Origin of the sequence: Flavobacterium glaciei (genome assembly GCF_003350545.1) — a bacterium.
Taxonomy (GTDB): domain Bacteria; phylum Bacteroidota; class Bacteroidia; order Flavobacteriales; family Flavobacteriaceae; genus Flavobacterium; species Flavobacterium glaciei.
Genome location: NZ_QQBA01000002.1, coordinates 174,507 through 199,613, shown reverse-complemented (window position 1 = coordinate 199,613; position 25,107 = coordinate 174,507). Strand labels below are relative to the sequence as shown.

The following is a 25,107-nucleotide window of genomic DNA, read 5'->3' as shown; positions in this document are numbered from 1 at the left end:
GATTATCTCTTTAGCGAAAAATGACCTATTATTGTTTTTCCATTTTCTAATTTCAAATGAAACCAATAATCATCCGTAGGTAATGCAAATCCATTAAACGTTCCATTCCATCCATTGTCAGTTTCGTTTAATTGTTTTAATAACTTTCCGTATCGATCAAAAATGTAAAGAGTTGACTGAGGTAAATCATCCATGTTCTTAATTACCCAAATATCATTATAACCATCATTGTTAGGCGTAAAATAGCGGGGATAATCTAAAACATAAGCCACATACGGAATTGATATACCACACCCATTTTTATCTCTTACATAAACTAAATATTCACCAGGTGCAACTCCGTTAAACATTGGGCTATCTTGAAAAAAAGATCCATCTATAGAGAATTCATAATCACCAATTCCATTATATTCAATTGTAATTGAATTTTTATTACCTTCAAAATCATTCACCTTTACTCCGGTAATGGTTCCAATTCCAGAAACATCAACACGGATTTTTTTTGTTTTTTTGCAACCATCAAAGTTCGTAACAGTAACAGAATAATCCCCAGGAGAAGTTACTGTTATAGTGTTTGAACTTGCTCCAGTATTCCATAAATAACTTGAAAACCCAGAATTTACCGTTAGGTTAATCGATCCTGTCTGGCACAAAAATAAAGTTTCATCTTGAAAATTAGTTGGATCAAATGTATTTACTTTTAGAACTATCGGGGTGATAGCATAACAGTCAGTACCGTTTACGATTCTGGCATAAATAATTTGTTGGGTGGCAACAGTATTTTTAAAAATATTTGGCAAAACATTTTGTTGGTCTATGGCATCCGTATGATTTAAAAAATATTCTACAATTAAGCCAGTATGCAAACCTGTTAGCACTTGAGGGGTTACTTGTACATTTAAATCAAATTGTGACAAACCATCATTAGTGCCATCAGTGTCGCAAGTCGAAATAGGATTTTGATTGGCAATAGCATTATTAGAGATAATTAGTTTTACTTCGGCATAATTTGCGCAATTAAATGAGTTGCTCACTCTTGCAAATAGGGATTGATTATTGAATTTATTACTATATGAAGTGGGGTTTGTAATTGGGTTGTTTTTTGCAACAGCATCAACTAAAGATTCATAATAAACAACAGCACTTAAATTACTAGCATTATTTTTTACTATGGCATCGACTTTAGTTAAGTTAAAAATAGATATTCCGTCATTATCGATGTCACATTGCGTAAGCGAAGTATCATTCAAAATAATTTCTGGTGTATATTCGATTTTTATTTCTTCAGTAGCTACGCAGCTGGTTGTCAATTGCACATCAACTTTATAAATGCCTGGACTAGTAACTAAAAAAGTAGGAGAGTTGTTCGTAAACTCTACATTATCCTTAAACCATTTGTAAGTATATCCTAAGCTTGATGGTAGTTTTGTGTCAATAGTATAGCTTTCGCCAAAACAAATGGGATTGTTTGTTGCTAATAAACGGTCTGATCCCAAATCAATTTTTGGTAAAAAACTACCCGCTTCAAGAAATACTGCGGAGTCAAAATATTGATTTCTTTGATCAGCTATTACTAATTTTATGTGATACGTTTTTCCTGGTTGTACATTTGTTTGAGCGGTCAAAACTTTAGTTTGTCCTGCATAATTTATTGGACTAGTAACTGTATTGTAACCACCAAAGAAAAATTCGTTTTCTGGACCACAACTTTTTATAGGTTCAGTCGAATTTGGAATTGCATTGATTAATGGGTGAATATTTTTTGATGAAACCGGAGTTGAAGATTCGGGGAGTACTGCTAAATTGATGTAGGAGGCTGTGTTTTTTTCTTTGATTAAAAAGGCAAAACCATCAGAATAATTACATGGAAAATCATCTTGGTATTCATTAGAGGCAAAGATGTAATTAAAACTTATGAAGTCTGTCAGAGCTATAAAATCGAATTCTAAAATAGTTGCATTTACGGTATTTGTTATTCCTATTGCTTGCTCTAAATCGGAATCGCCTATCCAAGAAGAATTTCCTCCTCCTCGATTGGAAATATAAGGACCTTCAGAATTCTTACTGCTCCAAGTGCTCAAAAGAACGCCTTCTGCAAAAGGGAAATTACTCGTGCCAGAATTAAAATAGCCGTAGCTGTTTCTAGTTCCGGAAAAAGAATCTCCTTTTACTACGAAATTAGAAACATTAGCACAAGAACTGTTTACTAAGACATTTTCAACAAGTTGTTGCGCAGTATAAGAGTCATTTACTGAAATAGATTGTGCGGTTGCATCAAACACAGCGCAACTTATAAAAATATAAAATAATATTATTTTCACACATTTCATCATGTGTAAAGATACTACAAATCTCTATTTTTTAATAATCGATAGGAAAGGAAAATAAATATCACGGTCCAGCATAAAACAATACCTAAGGAAGAAAAAGGAACGCCATAATCTTTAATGTTATCTAACCCAATTTGAGTTCCCAGATTTTTTACTACTGATAATCTGCTAAAAGGTTCTACAATTAAATTCGACATGGATTGTAACGGTAAAAACTGAGTAATAGATGCTGCGGTAGTACTGTTTGGAAATACTTTAAAAGTTAAAACTCCATTGATAACTCCCTCGATGATATTCCAAACCAAAAGAAATCCGAGTGCAAAAGCAGAACGTTTTACTAGTATTCCTAAAAATAAGCAGAATGAGAAAAATCCAACCAGTTTTATAAAATAAGCCAATAGGTATTCTAAATCAGAAAACACGATACTAAATTCAGTGTAGGAAGAATAACTAAGCCCTAAAATCAGGGACATTATAAAAATAAAAACAGTAGAAACCGTTGCAAACAAAACTACCGTTAGAAATTTAGACTGAATAAATTCCTTTTTACTCATGCCATCTATTAAGTTTTGTTTGAGTGTTCCATAACTATACTCATTTGCCATCATGGAGACAATAACGATTGCTAAAAACAGTTTTAAAACGGCTGCGATATAGGTGTTGAAATGCCATATAAAAGGGAAATTAAAAATTCCCATTTCAGCTAGATGAAATTTAAAAATTCCTAGGTCAAATTTTATGGAGGCTATTAATGCTATAAAAGTTAACAGAATAAAATAAGACATTGTTAAAACACGACTTGCTTTGTTTTTCCAAATTTTTTGTAATTCTATAGAGAGTAATCTTTTCATGATTTAGTTTTTGAAAGTTGGTTTAGAGCTTGTTAGTTCTAAAAATTGTTCTTCTAAGCTATTTTTGCGTTTTACCAAATGATTTAGTATAATGTTTTTTTCAAATAGGAATCGATTCAACTCCTTAGCATCTAAATCATTTTTTAAATAGACTAAAATTTTCCCTTCTTCGTTCACTACATTTTTAACTGCAGGATGCGTTTTGACAGCGAGGATTAAATTTTCAGTGTCATCAGCTTGCAATTCAAAAAAACCTTCATTCGCTGACATACCATCAACTAAACCAGTATATAGAATTTCGCCTTTTCTTAAAACTAAAACATGAGTACATACTTTTTCAACTTCGTCTAATAAATGAGAAGCGAGTAAAATAGTAGTTCCCTTTGAAGCGATTTGTTTGATGATGTCTCTAATTTGATGAATCCCTTGAGGGTCTAAACCATTTGTGGGTTCGTCTAGAATTAAAATTTCAGGATCATTCAGTAGGGCAGAAGCAATGGCTAATCGTTGTTTCATCCCTAAAGAAAAAGTACTGAATTTACTATTTTGTCTATCTACTAAACCTACTAACTCAAGTTTTTCATTCACTTTAGCGTAGTTGATTCCTTTTATTTTACATACCAGTTCTAAATTTTCTTTAGCTGTCATGTAAGGATAGAAATTAGGTCTTTCGATAATGGCACCTACTTTTTTTAGAGCATCATGCGTTTCCATTGTACCATTAAACCAACTATATTCTCCTGAAGTTTTGTTAACCACGTTTAAAACGATTCCTAGAGTTGTTGATTTTCCGCTTCCGTTAGGGCCCAGAATACCGTATACATTGCCTTTATGTATATCGAAAGAAACATTTTTTAAGGCTTGAAGTGAGCCGTAATGTTTGTTGAGTTTTTTTATAGAAAGGATAGTTTCCAATGGGTTCATCTTTTTGATTTAATAGTAGGACGAACAATACCGGAAATTGTTACCGAGAAATTTAAATTAGGGTAAATTAGCAATTAGTTTACATAGCATATCTAATTTGTTTGCAGTGATAGGTTTCATGATGTAATGTTTGACTACCTGATATGTTTTAGCCATTTCTATATCTGCAGGGTCAATAGAAGAAGTCATTATAAATATTGAAATTTCTTTTTGTTTGGGCAACTGAATAAATTCGTCTAAAAACTGCCATCCATCCATAACCGGCATATTTAAATCAAGTAAAATGGCATCAGGAAGAATAGCACTATTATTCCAATTTTCTTTTAATTTATCAATCGCTAATTGAGCATTATTAAAGGATTGGATTTCTTCACAAAACTCACTTTTAGCAATGAGAATAGTCATCAATTTCACGGTTAATTTGTCATCATCAATAATGTATGTTAATTTATTTTTCATTTAAATAAATTTTAAAATTAGAACCATAACCCACTTCACTTTCTACTTCAATTTTTCCATTCATAGCTTCAAGTTGGTTTTTAGTAATAAATAATCCAATTCCCTTTGCATCTTCGTTCCCGTGAAAAGTTTTATACATTCCAAACAGTTTATGTTTATTTTTTTTTAAATCTAAACCTATGCCATTGTCTCTAAAGTTAATAACGGTATAATTGTCTATAATTTCGTAACCAATTTCTAAAGTTGCATTTCGCTCTGGTGATTTATATTTTATGGCATTCGTAAATAAATTTAGCAAAATACTATCTAAGTAAGCGGGAATAACAGTAACAATCAAATTATCGGGAATAGTGTCGGTGATTAATATGTTACTTTCTTTTATCGATAAACTTAATGCCATTCTTGTTTTTTCAATTTCACTCTTTAAATGAATCTTAGTTTTTTCAATATTTGTTTTTTGTTGAATCGTTATAATTTCATTTAAATATTCAATTGATTCGGATAGTTTTTCTGTTCCTTCTTTGAATAAATCAAAATAAGAGAGCTTTTCATTAATGTCGTCAGTATTTTCAATCACATCCACGACCATTGATAAATTACTGGAATGCGAACGTATATTATGGGAAACAATGTGGGTAAAATTAAATAATTTATTGTTTTGGCTATTGGTTACATCCAATAAGCTTTTAAGTGCAAACTCTTTTTCAATACGTTGGGTTACGTTTCGACCGACACCAACAAAATTGACGAAATTGTTTTTACTGTCAAATACGGTAGTGATATTGACTTCAAACCAGTATTTCTCTCCATTTTTACTATAGTTTAGAATCGTGATATTGATGCTTTCTTTATTTTTAATTGCTTTACTCATTAATAGAGAAGCATTTAAATCTGTTTCAGGTCCTTTTGATAAATAGCCAGGCTTGTGCCCTATTACTTCTTCCATATTTAAACCGGTAAGGTCTAAATAGGCTTGATTTGCCCAAACGGCTTCTCCTTTTTCATTAGCAATTACAATAGTGTCAGTGGTCTCTGATGCTGCCAATGATAATAAATTTAGTTTAGCTTCAACATTTTTTCTTTCACTGATATCTCTTATATAACACACTAAATAGGTAATATTATCGACCTCAAATTTTTTTCCAGAGGCTATTTCAACCGGTATTATATCTTTTGATTTTGTTTTGATACACGTTTCATTGAGTGTGTATTCATTTCGGTTAAGATTATATTTCAGGAATAACCTAAGCTCTGTTCTTAGTTCAACAGGAAATAATTTTGAATTGTGTAAACCAATCAATTCATTATTATCGTACCCAGTAAGTTCTGATGATCTAGGATTACAGTCAGTAATTAGGCCATTTGAGGTATCGATTATAAAAATTGCATCATTGGCACTGGAAAAGATAGATGAAAATTTTTCAACACTTAATTGAAGTTCAATAATTAAATTTTGCTCTTTTGTAATATCCTGTAAAGTACCAATTAATTTATAAGGCTTTTCGTTTTTATATACTATTTGCCCTATATTTTCTACATGTTTTACATTACCCTTAGCAGTAATAATTTGAAATTTATCGTTAAATGGAATTCCATTACTAATGGTTTTTTCAGTTAAGCGTTTAATTCTCGTTCTATTTTCTCCTTCAAGATAAAAAGAAAATCCTTTTTCTAAGCTTGGTATAAAATAATGTGGAACTTCGTGTATGTCTCTAGTAACAGCATTCCAAAAAACTTGGCTGGATTCTAAATTAATTTCCCAAATGCCAATCTTTGCCGATTTTGCAGTTTCGAAATAAAAGTTAAGCTTATCTGTAATTAGTAGGTTTTAAATGTTTTAATTGTCTTGGGGACAATCAAATGTAAAGTTTAAATATTGGTGACAAATATTTTTAACATAAAAAACAACCTATTTGTAATGTTGTTTTATTTAAAATATATTAAATATCTGACTATAAGTGTTTTATGGTTTAATTGTTGATTTTTTAATGGAATAAAAACATCAGTTTTATTCTAATAATTAACTAGTTACAGTTTTCTGGAACGGTATTCTCTAAAAATATTAAATTGGGTTTAAAATGGGTAAACCAAAATATATTTGGGAAAATTGTATTTCTTATTCGTGAGTAGTTTGAAAACATATATTTAAAAAGGAATTCCCTTCAGCGGCTTAATTTATTGTAATTTTGTATTAAATAATCCTTCAAATGAGTAGTGAGCCAGTAATGCTTTTTAAAAAACCTTCGTATCCAATAAATAAATCGCTTTTGGAATACTTGGAGCGTTTTGACCGTTTGTCAAAGGTTTCTATTTTTTACGATGACTTATTGCGCTTTTCAGGCTCTGTCAACGTTTATGATAAAAACGATGAGGATACTTTATGGGTACGTGTGTATTATAATGAATTTGAAAGACAAGAAATTGATTTAAATCTAAAAAAAATCTATTCGCTGTTGCATTCAGATGGTAATTTGGGGATTCTTAAATTTTTGAATGTGGATTCCATTGATTACTGCACTTTTGGAAATTCAAAACCTTTTCGAATAAAAATTAGAAACATTCTTAATGATAATTACACACATTTTTATATTAAGAAAGCAGATGCTTCTCGTATTTATGGACTAGAATTAGAGCATATTTTATCTCCGGATAAGATAAATTTTTTAGTGTATAATGACACTTTGATAGAGGAACACATCATGGGAATCCCGGGCGATGTTTTTATAAAAAATCTTTTGGCAGAATGCACCGAAACTGAAAAATCACAAATTGCAAAAGAGTTTGTAAAATTCAATGAGCGATGTATGATACGCTTGTTGGGCGATATGCGTTCCTATAATTATGTTATTGTTCCTACACATGATTTTGACCATGTAGTATATAAAATACGCGCCATCGATTTTGACCAACAGTGTTACGAAGGAAATTTTAAAGTCTACCGACCTCAATTTTTCAAAGAAAATTATCCAATGGTAAAATTGGTTAAAGACAAGCTTCAAAACAGTTCAATCGAGCAATACAAAGATGAAGAAAGAGCGGTTCTTGCTAAACGAATACACTCTGCAGAGAATCGTATTCAAAGATTATTACAAATCATGGGCGATGATGTAATCGCTCCGGAGGAACATTTGAAGCAATTACAATTAGAATTATACCGTTACACAAATGATTTGAATTTTAAAAAAGCAAAATCTATGGGTAACATTATGAGTGCTGCTTTTGAGTTTATTACAAGAAACTTCAAAAACACAAATTTATTTAAAACAGATTTTTAGTCTTTTACCTATTATTTACACTAATTAAGCTATGAGAAACTATATTTTCATCTTATCGGTTTTTACTTTTTTATCATGTCAGCAAGATTCAGGAGCTTTATCAACGGTTTATTCCTTGCCTAAAAAACTAAAAGAAGTCTCAGGAATAACTTATTTGTCTGATAGTAATTTAGTTTGGTCACTGGAAGATAGTGGTAATCCGAGTGAAATTTACGGATTGAACTTTGTAAGTGGCAGCGTAGAAAAAACAATTACCATCGAAAATACGGAGAATATCGATTGGGAAGATATTACAAAAGACAAAGAAGGAAATTTATATATAGGAGATTTTGGTAACAATGATAATGAAAGAAGGGATTTAAGTATTTATAAAATTGATAAAAATTCTTTAACATCTGAAAGCGCAACTCCGGCCTATAAAATTTCTTTTGCGTACCCTGAACAAAAAGATTTTCTTCCTAAAAAATCAGAAATGTTCTATGATGTTGAAGGTTTTTTCGAATTCAAAAATAACTTCTATCTCTTCACTAAAAACCGAAGCAAAGGTTTTGACGGAACCGCTTTTTTATACAAAATCCCCAATACTGCGGGTTTTCATCAAGCTGTTTTATTGGGAGAATTTAAAACTTGTGATAATTACAATCATTGTGCAGTTACAGCTGCTGCAATAAGCCCTGATGAGTCTAAAGTTGTTGTTTTAACCCACGATAAGATATTTTATTCGAAAATTTCGAAGGTGACAATTTCCTAAATGGAATAAAAACCACCCTCGAACTAAATCATTTTTCGCAAAAAGAAGCCGCTTCATTTATTGATAATGACAGACTTTTTATTGCTGATGAAAAAACACAAGGCGTAGGAGGGAATGTTTATGAGGTAAGTATCAAAAAATTAAAATCCAAATCCTAAACCAAAAGCAATTCTTGTTTCTTCGCCAGCACTTTTAAAATAAGTAAGTCGTGCCGTTAATGCATTTAGTCCGTTTATCCATAACCCTCCCCCAAATGACTGGTGCCATTTTTCGGAATTTTCACCTTTTAGCCAAACTCTACCGTAATCAAAACCAGCTAATATTCCGTAGGACATAGGAATTATACTTCTTTTTATTTTGCCAAAGTTCCAGCGTATATCACTACTTTGATAAAAAGATTGGTTTCCTAAAAAGCGTTGGTTTCTAAAACCTCTTAAATTATAGTCACCGCCTAAATTGGCACCTTGATAAAAATCAAAATTATTATTCAATATCATTTTTCCTCTAAGGATTGTGGCTAAAACTAACTTTCCGTTGGCATCAATCTTATGGTTAAAATTCAGTTTACTTTCAATGATAGGGAAATTTCTATTGGTATCTACTAAATTCATCTTCCATGTACCCGCAATAGAAAATCCCATTCCCATGGTCGGGAAGGATGGAACATCATAATTTTCAAAACTGTATTTCAAGGATGCGCCTGCAAATTGTTGATTTTCAAAAACAGAAGGATTTATATTGGTAGAAATGTCTACAAATCGATTTATGGTTTCTTCCACGGTAATTCGTTCAAAACTGGTTTGAAAATGAATGATATTACCCGACTTGCCTACTTTTTTAATGGATGGCATAATTTTCAACATTTTGATACGAACACGATTGAAGTCCATACCAAAAGTATCATCATTATTCACAGTTTCATTTCCGTAGCCAAAATAATTGATGGTGAAATTAGGACTCGTAAATTGGCCTTCAAAATCTAAATTCCACTTGCTAAATAATTTTGGAATATTACTACTGTAAATCAGTTCATATCCTTTTGTGGCAAAGAAATAATTAGCTTTTAGGCTGTGTTTCTGAGTGTAAGGGTTTTGTTTAAAATCGTTGACAACATAACCTGTTACAACCCCTAGTTTAATACCGTCATCTGGATTAAATCCAATATTGGGTAGTGCTGAAAAGGAATTGTACTTTGGTTTTTGATAGTTGTATAAACTCATTTCATAATCATCAGATAGTAATACTTTACTTTTAGAATCTAAATTGTACGTATTTTTTTTTGTTTTAAAGTCATGAATTTTTATTTTTCTTCCGTTCTCAACTGTATACGAATCTTCATTTTGCCCTCCAATTAATCGAATATTTATATTTGATTTTGAATTTCCTTTTACTTCAAAAATATCATCTTCATCTAATCCATAAATCCATATTTTTTTGGTTTTTTTAGCGGTGAAACTTTTAGAGTATTGTAATTCTTCCGTCTCTTTTGTTACACGATATACGTGGATTTCAAGCTTATTTTTTTCGTTGTTTTGAATAACAAATTTATCTTTTTTATCCGTGCCAACGATCAAAACGGTATGTTGCAACACGGAATGATATACTGAAGCAGAACGATGCAATTGATTTCGTCTTAGTTTCAGTTTTCGTTTAATATCAGAAATAGTCTCGTCCTGAACTTCTTTTGGCAAATTAGAAAACGCAGCATCAATAGTTATATCTGACAGGTTTTCTTGAATGTATTTTGCTTGTTTGACCCACTCGTTTTCATCAGCATTTTTTATAAAAGCAAGGTCTAGAGGATATGGTTCACGGTTCATCAATTTAACATTAGATATTTTTTCTTTAAAAGATTGCATGTGACGCAATTCTGCTTTTTTCATCAAAACAAACAGTAAAGCACCGTCATACTTAGGAAAAGCTTGATCTCGGTCTCGAGGTATAGGCTTATAAATTACTTTTTCGCCTACTTTATATTCGCCCCATCGCCATTGATCTTTGTGCCTATCCCAGTCTCCTATAAGCATGTCAAACAATCGTGCTTTGATGTAAGCACTTTCATCGACTGAATATTTTTCGTCTTTGTGAAGATTTTTCATTACATCTTCCGTACTGATAATGGAAATTGGAGTGCCAAAACTTTTTACACCAATCTGGCTGTCTGTTGGTCGTTCTTCAATAAGGTATAATTCATCTCCAAAATCAGCGTTGAAATTTTTCAACGCTCTGTGTTTTGGAATATAATATAAAGATGGATTAGTATGTGCTACGCCAATTTTCCCAGCTAAATTCCCAACAGCAAATGGAGTGTAAGGATGTGAAGTAGTATAAAAATCAGACAAAAGATCTTCTGCATATGTATTTTCAAATTCATCTTGTATAAACTGATTTTTGAAAGCTACTGTTTGTAGGAAACTCGAAGTGTTTTTTTTCATAGCACGCATTACAAATTCCCTCCCTTTTTTGTCGAAAAGTTGCAATGTATTTGAGTGATAACCGCCTCCGGAACGTTTGGGCTGCAATCCTCCATAAAGGGTATCAATTGTAGTTGTTGTTGCATTTATTGGAAGGCTATAATATGTTCGAAAATGGTTTCCAAATAAGAATCTGTAAAATCCAGATTTTTTAGTTTGTTTAATTGTATAAATGCTTGAAGTAATGGTTTTTGGAAATGTAGTAGAGAATACTTTGGTATTTAAATCGTCTTTTTCATTTAATACCATATGTTCATGAATCAGTTTTTCTTTGTTATTTTCCTCACCAAAAAAAGAAACTTTTGCGGCTCCATTTTCATAAACAGCTAAAGTGGCATATCCACTGCGACCATAAGAAAAATCATTGGGATAAATTGCTTTTGCAGCTTCAGATTTGGATCCCGCACCACTAATAATTTGTTTAATATTTTCTTTTTCAATGTATTGTAAATTGTGGTCATGGCCGGAAACAACAATAACATTATCCTGACTTTGCAAAAGTGTTTTTAATCTTTTTATAAAAAGGGTATATTGTTTGTTTTGAATATCTGTAAGACTTACTCCACTTGTTTTTCGAAAAAAATTAGCAACAGAACCTAAGACTGGAAGAGGAATTTTTTGCTCTAATGGAAAAAGCTGTTTCATTACTGAGAATTGGCCGCCATGAGAACCATTACTCATTAATGGATGATGGAGGGCTAAAACAATTGCTTTTTCTTGGTTTTTTATTAAAAGATTTTCCAGCTCAGCAAAAAAAGCCTCTCGGGTTTTTATTGTACAATCATCGTTAATAGTGGGACTGTTATCCCAGTCTTCCAGAAACCATTGACTGTCAATAGTGATTAGCACCAGATTATTATTTATTTCTAAATCATCAATACCACAGCTTTTTCTAGGAAGGAATGATTTTTTATCGTTGAGGTATTCAGTAACAAATTTTGCCTGTCGTTCAAGTCCTTTTATACCGCTGTACCAATCGTGATTTCCTGGAATAAAAATAGTTTGTCCTTTAAAGTTTTTAGACAATTTCAGTTGGTTTGTGAGTTTACTTTCGGCTAGAAGGCGCTCGTTTGTGTTTTCTGCAGCTGGTAATCCTTTTGGATAGATATTATCACCAAGAAATAAAAGAGTGGTGTTTTTTGATGCCTTTTTCAATCTTTCTTCAAGAGAACCAAGCTTTTGTTGTTTCGTTTTTTCATTGGTATTTCCTGCATCGCCAATCAAAAAAAAGGTGTGTGCTATTTGTAAACTATCTGTCGCGTTAATAATAACTGGTTTTTTTACGTCTTTTCCAAATTGTGCATGATGAGTCGCACATGATTGCAACATTATTCCTGTCAAGAATATTATAAAACCTGGTTTATTGAATGTAATAAAATAATTATCCGAAAATAATTTCATAATTTAGTAGTATTAAAATATGTCCAGGAAACTAGTAATGCAGATCAAAGACTTTATTGAAAATTGTTTAAAGATAGACTTTCTCCTTCATAAACCTACCATAATCTAATGTACACCATAGTATCTTGTTATTAATACTATTACTATGTTGTAGTGCCATGTGTTGATTATTATTGTAATAATGTCAAAACAACTAAAAGTAAATAGAGGTGTTTTACACGTAAAGACACCTAAAATAAAATTGTAAATTTGATTTTTTTTACTGAATGTCTTTAATCAAAAACTAATGACCAATGAATGAAATGATAAATGACAAGGAATTTGTCTATGATTAGATAATTAAGGACCTATGTTTTTTAGTAGTTGTTCATGTGAAATAATATAGTTTGCCGCAAATTGCTCATAACTTTTTTATGTTAGTAATAATCCTTTCCATAATTTCAAATAATGTACTAACATCTTCAATTATTTTTTTGAAACGTTCCGTGTAATTATAAGTAAAATTCAGATACGGAATTGTAATAGCTTTAATTTCATTGTTCGTTAAAGCGGTCGGGAACAAATCAGCCAGTAAATGTTGGATTGAAGTTTCGTTTTCGAATATTAAATCCAAATTTTCTATACCAATGCGAAATTCAGGAAAAGGCGCAATTTCTTTTAATAATGCTTAAGCAAAATCGCTCGATAATTGGCAATTTCTTCCAAAGCTTCAATTAGCTTATGAAATGAAATCAATGTTTTGAACGGACTTTCTTTAAAAAAAATTTGAGCCATTTTCTTTTTTTAATATAAGTAAACCAAATTTGAGACGGTAGTTTTTATGTTTATTTCAAAAAAAATCTCCAATTACATTCGTAATTGGAGATTAATATCTGTATAATTCTTTTACTTTAAATCGAAACGAATCACTAATTACTAAAAACTGTGATTGCATATTGCGACTGCGACTGAACACTGGGACTATTCAATACTTACTAACTCTTTTCTTCTTTATTAAAATAAACCAGGTAGTAATACATTTGTTTTTCCTCGTCCCAGCCTTTTTCGACATATTTCTCGGCACTTTCAGGATTGATGAAATCCATTTTGATTTGAATGTGTGTGTCTAAATTTATAACATTTTTAATGGACTTTCTAGCGTCAGAAACAGCTGCATTTGCAATAGGAAAAGATGTAACATCTTCTATGCTGTATTTTTCTCCTTTGTCTACTTTGTAGTTTTTAAATTCAGGAATTAAGTCTGGATTGTCTAAAACTTCGTTTAGGAAATTAGTTTCTTCGAACTGATCGTTTTTAGCAAAATAATTTACCGAACGGTTCATAAACATCACTTCTTCTTTCTTGTCCTCAGCAGGAAAAACAACGTCTTTAGCAAAGTTCTGGCAGAATTTTAAGTATTTTTTTGTGATGAAGTTTTCATCTTCAAATGCATCCACAGATAAGAAATGCTCTAGCCAATATCTCGCATCATAACGGTTACTGTCTACAGTCAGGATTTTGTATCCTTCTTCTTTTTTGTAATTAAAGATAACACAACCTTTGTCCAGTTTATTTAAACTTACACCATGTTGCAAAATCATTTCTAAATGTGTTGCTTTTTCTTCAAATTGTAAAAAGTCAGCTTGTATTTCACTTTTAAAAATCCCAATGGCATCCACCACATTATTATCAATACTTACGTTAGTCAAATACGTTACATATACTTCACCATTCTTGATGTGCGGATGATTCGACTGTTCGAATAAGTGTGTTGTAATTTTTTTAGAAACGTCATGAATAGCACTTGGATTATCAAAAACCTCCGTTGCATACTTGAACATGTCATTGTAATCCAAATCAATTTCATGGGCAAACTGAAAATAGTTTTCTTCTTTCTCTCTAAAAGGTTTAAAGAAAAATTCTTTCATCAAAGGCACAATCTCATCATTTAAACTAAAAGGTTGCTCCGATAAAAAAATGGCTTCGTTTCTACTTTTGTTACCCACTCTGTGAATAGATAAGTTTTCGATGTGCGTGTTATATAAGTTGATCATATTTATTTGTTAAGGTGCAAAGCTGCAAAGAGGCAAAGAAACAAAGGTTTTAATTTCGTCCCTTAACTTTTCTAATAAAGGAACACATCATTCTTTCTAGTTCTCTACTTGCTTAATATATATTGTTAAATTGTAATTCAGTAAGGTATTTTAAATTGAATGCTATTTCAATTTGCGTTTGCATTTCAAATAAAGAGGCGGTTGCTATATTCAAAAATTTCAAATAATCTTTGTTGCCATCTCTTCCGTATCCTTCAGCAATATTACTTGGAATTGATACCGCACACCTTCTAATTTGTGAAGTTAATCCGTAAATTTCTTCTTTAGGAAATGTATTTGTTAATTGATAAATATCCGTAACAAGAATCATTGATTTTTGCCAAATTAATAAGTCTCTAAATGTACTCATACCTCTTTATTTTAAAAGTCTTTGAATCTTTGTTACTTTGAATCTTTGTATCTGAAAATTAATTCCAGTTCTCCTCAAATCCATAGTCTTCAAAACTATCATCGCCCTCAAACATATCCAAATCATCTTCGTCTAAGCCATCTTCAAATTCATCATTGTAGTCATCAGCATTATCAGATTCAAAGTTTTTTTCCATCGCTTCGTCAGGCATTTCTCCATGAGAAAAAATGGTCTCAGGATAGGTGTTTCCGGCAAGTTGATCTTCTATTGCTGCCAGTTCTACAAGAAAAGTCCACATGTTGATGAAGTCATATACATAAAGAATCTTAGTGTTTTCCTTATCTAAAATATCAGATAATTGGTAATCGCTCATGATTTTTTGTTCGCCTGGTATATCACCAGTGTCAAAAAGAGAAATCTCATCTTCCTGATTCCAAGTTTCATCACAAGTATAAAACGAAGCTACTTCCATTCCGTCAAATCCAAAAGAATTGAAAATAGCATTGTGCAAATCTTCTAAAGTATCGTCTTCAAGTATTGCTATGTCTCTAAAAACATCTTCTTCCGCGTCAAGAATCACTCTAAATTTATAAACCATAATCTTTATTTTTATTGAAAGCTCAAAGGTAAAATATAATTTTAGATTTAGATTTCAGATTTTCGATTTGTTGATAAGATTTTTGCGTATGCACATGTAGCTAATAGTTCAAGCAACTTTATTTAGAAGTCAGAAAAGGAAGTTTTTTTTCAATAATAATTGCCGTTTTTCTGACCTTGAAGTTATACTTTTCAGTGGTTTGCATTATTTTAAAAAACAGTACCGATACTTTTTTGGAACCGATGATGTTTTATAATATGGATATTGCCCGCAATTTGCACGATTGTCTAGATTTATGGAACAATTCTTAGAATGCTGATAAAATACGTTTTGGATTTATGAAAATCGAAACTAATAATGATAGTGTGTTGGATTTTATTGAGTTGCAGTGTATTATTTTAAATAAGTCATTTCCGGCAGATTTGCATTGGCATCGGTGGCTAAAGCCTCAGAATGCAGCTTATGAATCAGCGCTTTGGTTTCAACAATATCTTTAATTCGGAAAATAAATAAGACTTCATTGTCATCATCTGCATTTTGCCAAATATTTTCCAAAAACATATTATTTTTTTCATGAAAGGGTTTATCCTTTTCTAAGAATTCTCGGGCTATTGTAATCGTAACGTTCTTAAGTTTAGCTAATAAATACGGCATTTTCTTAAATTAATAAAGTGTTAAAATCTAAAGCCTAATCAGTTGATTAGGCTTTAGATTTTTATTTTTTTGCATCAGAACAAAGACCTACGATTTCATGAAAAGTGTCGTGTAAATCGGTAATTGATTTCACAATTGCTGTATCAGCTCCATTATACAGTACTAATTTGTGAAGCGCTTTACTTTTAAGTTGCAGTCGTTCCGCTGAAGCTAAAATTGCATTGGTTCTAAATTCTGTAGGAATATCAGATTTTAATAACATTGCTGCTTTGTTCATCATTTCTTCAGAACGGGCTTTTTATAGGTGCTAAATTCCCTTCTTCTGCCGGATGGAAGGTTTGTGACATTACTTCGTGAAATTCTTTTATGGCAGACCATTTTTCAAAAGTGGATTGTGCCGAAACTGAGTTTACAACAACAATAAGTGCAAGGACTAAAAATACTTTAAGATGTTTCATTATGATTTGTTTAAGTAGTTATAACAAAGATAGGGAAATTTATTTTTGAGAAAATGTAATTCCAATATTCATTATTCATTCAATTTCCGAATCACTTTCGCAGGATTTCCTACTGCCAAAGAATTGTCAGGAATGTCTTTTGTAACCACAGAACCAGCACCAATTACACAGCCATTTCCAATAGTGATTCCAGGACAAATAACTGAATTACCGCCAATCCAGCAATCATTACCTATGGTTATTGGCAATGCATTTTCTAGTGTTTTCCTTAGTTCAGCATCCAGCGGATGTGTAGCGGTGTATAATTGAACGCCCGGAGCAAAAAAGACATTAGAACCAATAGTGACTTTGGCACAATCCAAAACGACGCAGTTTACATTGAAATAAACATTTTCGCCACAACTGATATTGTATCCATAATCACAAAAAAATGGCGGTTCAATATAAAGATTAGGTCCTGCATTAGGAATCAGTTCTTTCAGTATTTCTCTCGCTTTTTTGGTAATTCTATATTCGGTAACATTCAATCGGTGAAGCAAATTTTTAGATTTCCGCCTATCTTTTACTAAAACTGGATCGCCTGCCAAATAATATTCTCCAGCAATCATTTTTTCTTTTTCAGTTATCATGTTATATTTTAATTTTAGCTATTTTATCATGAATTTTAAGTGTTTCCTGCAATGCGGCACTTCCATACCAAAGCGTCAATTCTGCTTCTAGAAGTTTCGATTGAACCGCAGGATCTGTTGCTACAAATGTTTTAGCTTCTTCGATACTACTGGCGTTAAAAATATAAATACCTCTGTAATTTTTATCATTTTTCATGAAAGGACCAGCCACAACCAGTTTTCCTTCTTTGGCTAGTTGATTGATATTAGTCATGTGCCCTTCAAATAATTTTTGAGTTTCTTCTTTAGTGGCAGTTGTATTGCTTCCGGTTTTTAATAAACAAAAAACATATTGCTTCATTCCGTAATCATCTGCATTTAGCGATTTTGCTCGCTTTTCATCAAATGCTGATTCCGTTGCTTGAGAAAATATTGCAGTACTAAAACAAAATAATATGAGGAATAAGAATGATTTTTTCATTTTTTCAGAGTTTGAATGTAAACAAATTTAAGGTTTTCGTTATAATATAAAAAATACGGGATTTTAAAAATCAAAATGTATTGATTAAAGCAACTCATCCTTAAATTTCCACAGTTCAGCAATAACTTTTTCTGGTTGTCACTTTTGCTGTAGATATTTGCTTCATCAAAATCATAAATCATGAAATTAACATTTACTCATCTGCCAAATCATTCGAAAAGAAGCCTTAAATCGATTTTCACTTTGACTATTCTATTATTCAGCCTGACTATTTTCGCACAAACAACAATTTCGGGAAAAGTGGTGGATGAAAAAGGGAAACCAGTGTCTGGTGCTAATATTTTTATCGAAGGTACTTATGACGGCGCTTCAAGCAGTGAGTCGGGGGATTTTAGTTTTACGACTACAACAACTGGAAATCAAACTTTAGTAGTGAGTTTTTTAATTTATGAAACTTTAAGAACAGTAATTGATGTTGAAAATTTTAAAAATAAAACCATAAAACTGCGAGAAAGTGTGACATCGCTTGATGCAGTCGTGATTACGGCCGGAACATTTGAGGCGGGCGACAAAGCAAGAGTTTCGGTTTTAAAACCTCTAGATATTGTGACCACTGCAGGATCAGCAGGGAATATCATTGCGGCTTTGCAAACCTTACCAGGAACGCAAACAGTAGGCGAGGACGGAAGATTGTTTGTTCGTGGTGGCGAGGCTAACGAGACACAAACATTTGTAGATGGTATTCGTGTAGCGCAACCCTATGGTGCTTTTACTAATAATTTACCTACTCGTGGCCGATTTTCGCCGTTTTTATTTAGCGGAATCGCTTATTCTACCGGTGGATATTCTGCAGAATATGGAGAAGCTTTGTCCAGCGTGTTGTTACTCAATACTCAAGATGACCCGGACCAAAATAAAACAGAAATTTCCTTGATGACCGTTGGTTTAGGTATTGGAAACACCCAAAAATGGGCAAAAAGTTCCTTGAGTGTCAATGCTAGTTATTTGAATCTTGCGCCTTATCAAGCTGCGATTCCTCAAAACTTAGATTGGAACAGTCCTTTTCAATCCTTGTCTGGAGAAACGGTGTATCGCTATAACTTCAACAATGGGATTTTGAAACTATACGCTGCATTTGATGCTTCAAAATTTGACATCAATCAGGAAAATATAAATACGCCGGAGAAAATCAGAGTGGATTTAAACAACAATAATTTCTATTTAAATTCATCCTACAAAGGCGTTTTTGGTAGCAATTGGCAAATCACTACTGGGCTGAGTTATGGTTACAGCAACAACAAAATAAATTTAGATTCAGATAAAGTGGCGAATGATGAAAATGCGGCTCATATGAAATTCAAACTAAGAAAAAGCTTTTCAGAAAGAGTGAAACTTTCTTTTGGTGCGGATTATTTTGTTACCCAATTCAATGAAGATTTCAACGAAAGTTCAGGTCCGGTTATTACCAATGGTTACGATTCAAACATTGCAGCGGTTTATACCGAAGCTGATATTTTCTTCTCTAAAAAATGGGCTGCAAAAGTTGGAATAAGGGCTTCAAATAATGATTTGCTCAAAGAAACTGCTATTTCTCCCCGAATTTCATTTGCATATAAAATGGCTAAAAACAGTCAGTTTTCATTTGCTTATGGCGATTTTACTCAGACTCCAAGTGCTGAAAACATCAAATATTCAAACAACAATCAGTTTGAAAGCGAAAAAGCTTCACATTACATTTTGAATTTTCAATACAATAAAAACGGTAAAACATTTCGTGCAGAAACCTATTACAAAGACTATCGCGATTTAGTAAAATTTGACACTAAAACGGCACAATATAATTCGGTTTTTAGCAATTCCGGTTCGGGGTATGCAAAAGGGTTGGATTTGTTTTGGAGAGACGGAAAATCAATCAAAAACTTAGAGTATTGGGTTTCCTATTCGTACATAGACACGGAAAGAAACTATAAAAATTTTAGTTCTCAAGTGACACCAAGTTTTGTTGCGGACCATAGTTTGTCTATTGTTACAAAATACTTTATTACGAACTGGAAATCGCAAATTGGCTTTACAAATTCATACAGTTCTGGCAGACCTTATAATAACCCAAATGAAGTGAAATTTATGAATGGAAAAACTAAATCCTTCAATAGTTTGAGTTTTAACTGGGCGTATTTATTGTCACTGCAAAAGATTTTATATTTCTCTGTCTCTAATATTTTAGGTACAAAAAATGTTTTTGGTTACGAATATGCTAATAATCCAGACAATACAGGTTTTTACAACAGAAAAGAAATTATTCCCACGGCAGACCGTTTTTTCTTTGTAGGATTCTTTTGGACGATTAGCAACGATAAAAAAGACAATCAGTTGAGGAATCTATAAAGGTTCAAAGTCGCAAAGATACTAAGGTTCTAAGCCTGCGAATCTTCAAACTTTTTACTTTGAACCTTAGAACCTAAGAACCTTTGCAACTAAAAAACACAACTCATCCATTAAATTCTACAGTTCGGTAGGAATCAATTTTTAAGCTGTAAAAAGCAATCTACTTTTGAAGTATAAATTAATAAGAACGTTTCAATCATCAAAAAAAAATAACCATTTAACACCTAGAAATCATGACTAAAATTATCACAACAATCGCATTTTTTATTTGTAGTTTACTTTCAGCTCAAGGCCAATTTGAGCAAGGAATGGGTAAAGCACTTCAATTGTGGGGTGAAGGGAAAAATACCGAAGCTTCAGATTTATTCGAAAGAATTGCAGCTGCCGAAAAAACAAGTTGGTTGCCTAATTATTATGTGTCATTGGTAAATACGACGACTGCTTTTAGAACTAAAGATAAAGAGCAAATGAATTTATTACTTTCTAAAGCACAAAAATCATTGGATATAGAAATGGATAAAAATCCAAATAATGCCGAATTGTTGGTGATGCAAGCAATGATTCATACCGCCTGGATTGCATTTGACCCCATGACAAACGGACAAAAATTATCAGGAAAAGTGATGGAATTGTACGGTAAAGCCCAGACAATCGCTCCAGAAAATCCTAGAGTTGTTTTTGGTAAAGCCGAATTTGAAATAGGAGGAGCACAATTTTGGGGAACCGATACCAAGCCAATGTGTGCTCAAATTGAAAAAGCTATTGGACTTTTTGCTACTTTTAAACCTGAAACAGTTTTTTCTCCTACATGGGGATTAGAAAGAGCCCAAATTGCTCAAAAAAATTGTAAATAATATAAAAAACGATTGATTTTGCTGTGACTAGCAGGAAACTAAAGAATTTATAAAATGAACTTATTTCTTCAACAATTACAAAAAGCATTCAAACTAACCTTAGTAATTTTTGTCTTAATGCAACTATTTACGGTAGTTATGGGCGGAACAGTAGGATTCAACCAGCGTTTACTAACTCACTTTTTGTTTACAGCCTTGTATTCGCTTACGTTATATGGTACCAATGCACTGTTTTTTATGAAATTAGATGCTCTCTTTGTTGATCGTTTTTCTAAAAAGAGATTGTTGGTTGGTTTTGCGGGTTCGGTTGTCTTGTCTTTAATCGTAATTTTTTTATTGCACTTGTTTGAAGAGGTAGTCTACAATAACCAAAGTTTGCAAGAGTTTCTCAAAAACGAAAAGCCAGAGAACTACATTGTATCCAGTATCATAACTTTTTTTGTTACACTAGCAATACATGCCATCTATTTTTACAAGGCGTACAATGAAAACAAAGTCAAGGAACAAAAAATTATTGCTGGGACAGCTAACGCCAAATTCGAGAGTTTAAAAAACCAAATTGACCCACATTTTTTGTTCAATAGTTTGAATGTTTTGAGTTCTTTAATCGAAGAAAATCCTGAAAATGCACAGCGTTTTACCACCTCTTTATCTAAAATTTACCGTTATGTTTTAGAACAAAAAGACAAAGAACTTGTTAGTGTGGCAGAGGAACTGGCTTTTGCCAAAACGTATATGAATTTATTAAAAATGCGATTTGAAAACAGTATTAGCTTTCAATTGCCAACAGATTTTGAAAATATAGAGGCTAGAGTAGTGCCGCTATCCTTACAATTGTTGCTAGAAAATACGATCAAGCACAATGTAGTAAGTGAAAATAAGCCCTTGCAGATTACTATTTACATTCAGGATAATTACCTGGTGGTTCAAAACAATTTGCAAAAAAAAGAGGTCTTGCAAGACCGTCAAGGTGTAGGATTGCAAAATATTGTAAGCCGTTATGCCTTGCTATCAAAGAGAAAAGTTTTAGTAGAACAAACGGAAACAGACTTTAAAGTACTGATTCCTATTTTAACCAAACAAATAACCGCTATGGAAACAAATACAATTAGCAACGAAAATTTAGCTTACGCAAGAGCTAAAGAAAGAGTAGAAAAATTAAAAGGATTTTACGGAAATTTAATTTCGTACTGTATTGTAATCCCAATTTTAATCATCGTTAACCTGAGTTCGCCACATCCTTTTCAATGGTTTTGGTTCCCGCTTTTGGGCTGGGGAATGGGACTTACGTTTCATGCACTCGAGACCTTTGGGTACGGCAAAAATTGGGAAGAGCAAAAAATACAAGAGATTTTAAACAAAAACAAAACAAACAAATGGAACTAAATAAACCAAACAATAGCGAATTTGAGCAGTATCAAATCGCTAAAAAGCAGGTGGAGGAGTTAAAAGGGTTTTATTCGCATCTTGCTTCCTTTGTGCTTGTAAATGGAATTCTGATTTTAATTAATTTTAGATATTCTCCAAACCATATATTTTTCTTTTGGACTTTCGGAAGTTGGGGAATTGGTCTTTTATTTCACGCCATTAGAGTTTTTAATTGGATTCCATTTTTTGGACAAAACTGGGAAGAAAGAAAAATTCAACAATACATTAAAGAAGAAAATAGTAAAACTAATACCTACGAGTAATCATGACTACAACAGATCAAATAGCATACGATAATGCACTAAAAAGAGTTCGAAAAATTAAAGGTTTTTACACGCACCTTATTGTTTACATTGTCATCAACATCATGATTATTGTGTTGAACACACAAAACCTTAAACCTGGCGAAAGTTATTTTCAATGGAATAATTTTGCGACTGCATTGTTTTGGGGAATTGGTTTAGCAGCACACGGTTTATCAGTATTTATTCCAGCTATTGTTTTAGGACGCGACTGGGAAGAGCTTAAAATTAAAGAGCTCATGGAGAAACAAAAAAATGGTAATTGGGAATAACTAAATTCTTATTTTTACTAAGCAACAAGAGTCAAAAGATCATTTATAAAGCAAGAATAAAAATACATGACAACAATTATCATTGAAGACGAGAAACCAGCTGCACGACTTTTACAACGTAAAGTAGAAAAGTTAGGCGTACAAGTTCAAACGATGCTTCACTCTGTTGAGGATGCGGTGCAGTGGTTTTCTGCAAACACACATCCAGATTTGATCTTTTTAGATATTCAATTGTCTGACGGTTTGTCGTTTGAAATTTTCGAAAAAGTTGAAATTAAAAGTGCTGTAATTTTTACAACGGCTTATGATGAATATGCATTAAGGGCTTTTAAATTGAATAGTATTGACTATCTCTTGAAGCCAATTGACGAAGATGATTTAGAAGTGGCTGTTGCCAAATTTAAATCGCTTTTACCGAAACAAGAAGTACCAGTTCAAAACCTTGCTCTTGATTTTGAACAAATCAAAAAAATGCTAACCAATCCTTTTGAGAAAAATTTTAAAAAACGTTTTACCGTTAAAATAGGGCAGCATCTCAAAGTAATTGCAGTAGATGAAATCGAATGTTTTTTTAGCGAAAATAAAGGCACATACATGCACACGTATGATAACAGGAATTACTTAATTGATACCACACTCGAAAATTTAGAGCAAGAATTAGACCCGAAAGATTTTTTTAGAGTTAGTAGAAAATTCATAATTCCTATGAAAGCAATCAAGGAAATTGTCCTTTATAGCAACTCTAGATTGAAGGTTGTTTTACCCACTTACAAGGAAGATGATGTTATAGTAAGTCGTGAAAAAGTAACCGACTTTAAGGAGTGGATAGGGTAGTTTTTTTTTAGTCCAAAAAAAAGTGTTTCTGTTGCTGTTTTTAAAAAGAATTCAAATCAAGAATACTTTAATAACAGAAACAGAAACACTTGTAAATTTACTTAAAAATTAGTCAAGTAAAGACTTAATTTCTTTTTGAGTCTTACCTAGCTTTTGCTGTAATTTGCCCCACATTTCATCCTCTTTACCTTCTTCATACAATAAATCATCATCGGTAAGATCAGCAAATTTTTGTTTCAGCTTTCCTTTCATCTCATTCCAGTTCCCTTTAATCTCATTTGAATTTGGCATAATATTTAAGTATTAAATTACTATTTGTTCATTACAAATTTGGCAATTTTAAACTGTAAATATCTTATATAATTAGGAAAAACTATTGTATAATTCCATTGAATTTTGAAACTGTATTTCTTTTTATACTGTTGATTTAGAATAGTATTTGATATAAATTACAACTTAAGATAATGTTTGTTATAAATATGGTAATGTGTATTTTGCGTATTAGGTATAGATTATTCTTATGATGATTTTAAATCTTAAAGGCTACTTTTCGGATACCAATTATGACCAAAATTAAAGTGGTGTAAATAATAAAAAATGGAATGATGTATTCAATTAATTTCATGGGTAACATTACTGCGATTATCAATAGTTGGAAGCCCAAGCCGTAGATAGAAAGTATCGTCATAAACCAATTAGGAAACGTTTTTACTTTGTATGCTTCTTTGTCCATTGTGTGAATTATTTTATCGAAAGTACCGTAGACTACAGTATAAATTCGAAATAAAATATCAACTGATTTTTGGGTCTCTCCTGGTAGAGCCTTTGGAGATTTATATTCGAAAATTTTACTAGTTGTGTCTCCCCCAACAGATTTATTTCGTAAAATTACATAATAATAATTGTATAAAGTTCCCTGTAACTGAATGCCGATAAAGGCCAAAATTGTCATCCAAAAACTAGTTTTTGAAACGTAACAAATGGTCATCAAAAAGAGAAAATTTAGGATGATATCAAATACACTGTCCAAATATCTACCGGTATAAGAAGGCCTGTTTTTTAATCGAGCCAGTTCACCATCGGCAGCATCTATTCCTGATTTCAGCAAGATGAATAATCCAGCTAAAAAGTACGATCCGTCTAGAATATAATAAATAGCGATTAGACCGGAAACACCAAAAAGTAGTGTAACATGAATAGGAGTAAACCGAGTGTTTTTTAATTGATTGGCAAGAAATTTTCCAAATGGTCTTCCATAATCTGACAAATCTAAAAATTTATCTTGAGCGGCTAGTTTAGACATTTTAATAATTAGTAAGCAAAAAA

Annotated in this window: 24 protein-coding genes and 1 pseudogene; 8 read left to right on the top strand and 17 right to left on the bottom strand. The window is 32.1% G+C overall.

The genetic code is table 11. From position 1 onward, the window contains the following. Positions 1-2 precede the first annotated feature (2 nt). The 5 genes from DFR66_RS02865 to DFR66_RS02845 form a co-directional block, all read right to left on the bottom strand. Positions 3-2,330, bottom strand: coding sequence for a T9SS type B sorting domain-containing protein (locus DFR66_RS02865; protein ID WP_114753338.1), 2,328 nt, complete (start codon positions 2,328-2,330; stop codon positions 3-5). A gap of 14 nt (positions 2,331-2,344) precedes the next feature. Then, the gene (locus tag DFR66_RS02860) at positions 2,345-3,181 is read right to left on the bottom strand and encodes an ABC transporter permease (RefSeq protein ID WP_114753337.1); all 837 of its coding nucleotides are present in this window, start codon (positions 3,179-3,181) and stop codon (positions 2,345-2,347) included. Positions 3,182-3,184: 3 nt separating this feature from the next. Continuing rightward, entirely contained in the window at positions 3,185-4,096 is a 912-nt protein-coding gene (locus DFR66_RS02855) for an ABC transporter ATP-binding protein (protein ID WP_114753458.1), read from the bottom strand. Between the two features lie 66 nt (positions 4,097-4,162). After that, the gene (locus DFR66_RS02850) at positions 4,163-4,564 is read right to left on the bottom strand and encodes a response regulator (protein WP_114753336.1); all 402 of its coding nucleotides are present in this window, start codon (positions 4,562-4,564) and stop codon (positions 4,163-4,165) included. After that, entirely contained in the window at positions 4,554-6,008 is a 1,455-nt protein-coding gene (locus DFR66_RS02845; protein WP_262510416.1) for a PAS domain-containing sensor histidine kinase, read from the bottom strand. The genes DFR66_RS02850 and DFR66_RS02845 overlap by 11 nt, the downstream gene beginning before the upstream one ends. 763 nt (positions 6,009-6,771) lie before the next feature. Between DFR66_RS02845 and DFR66_RS02840 the strand changes: the two genes are divergently transcribed. Further along, on the top strand, positions 6,772-7,839 hold the full coding sequence (locus tag DFR66_RS02840) for a hypothetical protein (protein WP_114753334.1): 1,068 nt from the start codon (positions 6,772-6,774) through the stop codon (positions 7,837-7,839). Between the two features lie 31 nt (positions 7,840-7,870). After that, positions 7,871-8,590: an SdiA-regulated/phytase-like domain-containing protein gene (locus DFR66_RS02835; protein ID WP_317048668.1), complete on the top strand. Its 720-nt coding sequence runs from the start codon at positions 7,871-7,873 to the stop codon at positions 8,588-8,590. Between the two features lie 140 nt (positions 8,591-8,730). Here DFR66_RS02835 and DFR66_RS02830 read toward each other — a convergent pair whose 3' ends face one another. From DFR66_RS02830 to DFR66_RS02790, 10 genes and pseudogenes are all read right to left on the bottom strand, one after another. Next, positions 8,731-12,465: a metallophosphoesterase gene (locus DFR66_RS02830; protein ID WP_114753333.1), complete on the bottom strand. Its 3,735-nt coding sequence runs from the start codon at positions 12,463-12,465 to the stop codon at positions 8,731-8,733. Between the two features lie 400 nt (positions 12,466-12,865). Beyond that, a complete protein-coding gene (locus tag DFR66_RS02825) occupies positions 12,866-13,078 on the bottom strand; it encodes a hypothetical protein (RefSeq protein ID WP_114753332.1) in 213 nt (70 codons plus the stop codon). Positions 13,079-13,439: 361 nt separating this feature from the next. Next, positions 13,440-14,498 carry a nucleoid-associated protein gene (locus DFR66_RS02820; RefSeq protein WP_114753331.1) on the bottom strand — a complete coding sequence of 353 codons (1,059 nt, stop codon included), beginning with the start codon at positions 14,496-14,498 and terminating at the stop codon, positions 13,440-13,442. 115 nt (positions 14,499-14,613) lie between these two features. Next, a pseudogene (locus tag DFR66_RS02815) lies at positions 14,614-14,907 on the bottom strand (four helix bundle protein); the annotation flags it as partial. Positions 14,908-14,965: 58 nt separating this feature from the next. After that, positions 14,966-15,505: an IS1096 element passenger TnpR family protein gene (locus DFR66_RS02810; protein ID WP_114753330.1), complete on the bottom strand. Its 540-nt coding sequence runs from the start codon at positions 15,503-15,505 to the stop codon at positions 14,966-14,968. Positions 15,506-15,898: 393 nt separating this feature from the next. Then, positions 15,899-16,159 carry a hypothetical protein gene (locus tag DFR66_RS02805; protein ID WP_114753329.1) on the bottom strand — a complete coding sequence of 87 codons (261 nt, stop codon included), beginning with the start codon at positions 16,157-16,159 and terminating at the stop codon, positions 15,899-15,901. A 61-nt stretch (positions 16,160-16,220) separates the two neighbouring features. Continuing rightward, positions 16,221-16,439: a hypothetical protein gene (locus DFR66_RS02800; RefSeq protein ID WP_146841079.1), complete on the bottom strand. Its 219-nt coding sequence runs from the start codon at positions 16,437-16,439 to the stop codon at positions 16,221-16,223. A 4-nt stretch (positions 16,440-16,443) separates the two neighbouring features. Beyond that, positions 16,444-16,617 carry a hypothetical protein gene (locus DFR66_RS13835; RefSeq protein ID WP_158634634.1) on the bottom strand — a complete coding sequence of 58 codons (174 nt, stop codon included), beginning with the start codon at positions 16,615-16,617 and terminating at the stop codon, positions 16,444-16,446. Between the two features lie 71 nt (positions 16,618-16,688). Continuing rightward, entirely contained in the window at positions 16,689-17,246 is a 558-nt protein-coding gene (locus tag DFR66_RS02795; protein ID WP_114753327.1) for a sugar O-acetyltransferase, read from the bottom strand. Between the two features lies 1 nt (position 17,247). Beyond that, entirely contained in the window at positions 17,248-17,706 is a 459-nt protein-coding gene (locus DFR66_RS02790; protein WP_114753326.1) for a YciI family protein, read from the bottom strand. A 180-nt stretch (positions 17,707-17,886) separates the two neighbouring features. Here DFR66_RS02790 and DFR66_RS02780 point away from each other — a divergent pair, with 180 nt between their 5' ends. The 6 genes from DFR66_RS02780 (at position 17,887) to DFR66_RS02755 (ending at position 23,781) form a co-directional block, all read left to right on the top strand. Further along, complete coding sequence (locus DFR66_RS02780) at positions 17,887-20,091, top strand: TonB-dependent receptor (RefSeq protein WP_114753324.1); 2,205 nt, start codon at positions 17,887-17,889, stop codon at positions 20,089-20,091. Between the two features lie 233 nt (positions 20,092-20,324). Continuing rightward, positions 20,325-20,945: a hypothetical protein gene (locus tag DFR66_RS02775; protein ID WP_114753323.1), complete on the top strand. Its 621-nt coding sequence runs from the start codon at positions 20,325-20,327 to the stop codon at positions 20,943-20,945. Positions 20,946-20,999: 54 nt separating this feature from the next. Continuing rightward, positions 21,000-22,331: a 2TM domain-containing protein gene (locus DFR66_RS02770; RefSeq protein WP_114753322.1), complete on the top strand. Its 1,332-nt coding sequence runs from the start codon at positions 21,000-21,002 to the stop codon at positions 22,329-22,331. Beyond that, positions 22,322-22,636 carry a 2TM domain-containing protein gene (locus DFR66_RS02765; protein ID WP_114753456.1) on the top strand — a complete coding sequence of 105 codons (315 nt, stop codon included), beginning with the start codon at positions 22,322-22,324 and terminating at the stop codon, positions 22,634-22,636. The genes DFR66_RS02770 and DFR66_RS02765 overlap by 10 nt, the downstream gene beginning before the upstream one ends. Positions 22,637-22,638: 2 nt before the next feature. Then, a complete protein-coding gene (locus DFR66_RS02760) occupies positions 22,639-22,947 on the top strand; it encodes a 2TM domain-containing protein (RefSeq protein WP_114753321.1) in 309 nt (102 codons plus the stop codon). A gap of 66 nt (positions 22,948-23,013) precedes the next feature. Beyond that, a complete protein-coding gene (locus DFR66_RS02755) occupies positions 23,014-23,781 on the top strand; it encodes a LytR/AlgR family response regulator transcription factor (protein ID WP_114753320.1) in 768 nt (255 codons plus the stop codon). A 108-nt stretch (positions 23,782-23,889) separates the two neighbouring features. On the opposite strand, the gene DFR66_RS02750 is transcribed toward DFR66_RS02755, so the two are convergent. Both DFR66_RS02750 and DFR66_RS02745 read right to left on the bottom strand, forming a co-directional pair. Continuing rightward, entirely contained in the window at positions 23,890-24,072 is a 183-nt protein-coding gene (locus tag DFR66_RS02750; RefSeq protein ID WP_114753319.1) for a CsbD family protein, read from the bottom strand. 238 nt (positions 24,073-24,310) lie between these two features. Next, the gene (locus tag DFR66_RS02745) at positions 24,311-25,084 is read right to left on the bottom strand and encodes a CDP-alcohol phosphatidyltransferase family protein (protein ID WP_114753318.1); all 774 of its coding nucleotides are present in this window, start codon (positions 25,082-25,084) and stop codon (positions 24,311-24,313) included. Positions 25,085-25,107: the final 23 nt, after the last annotated feature.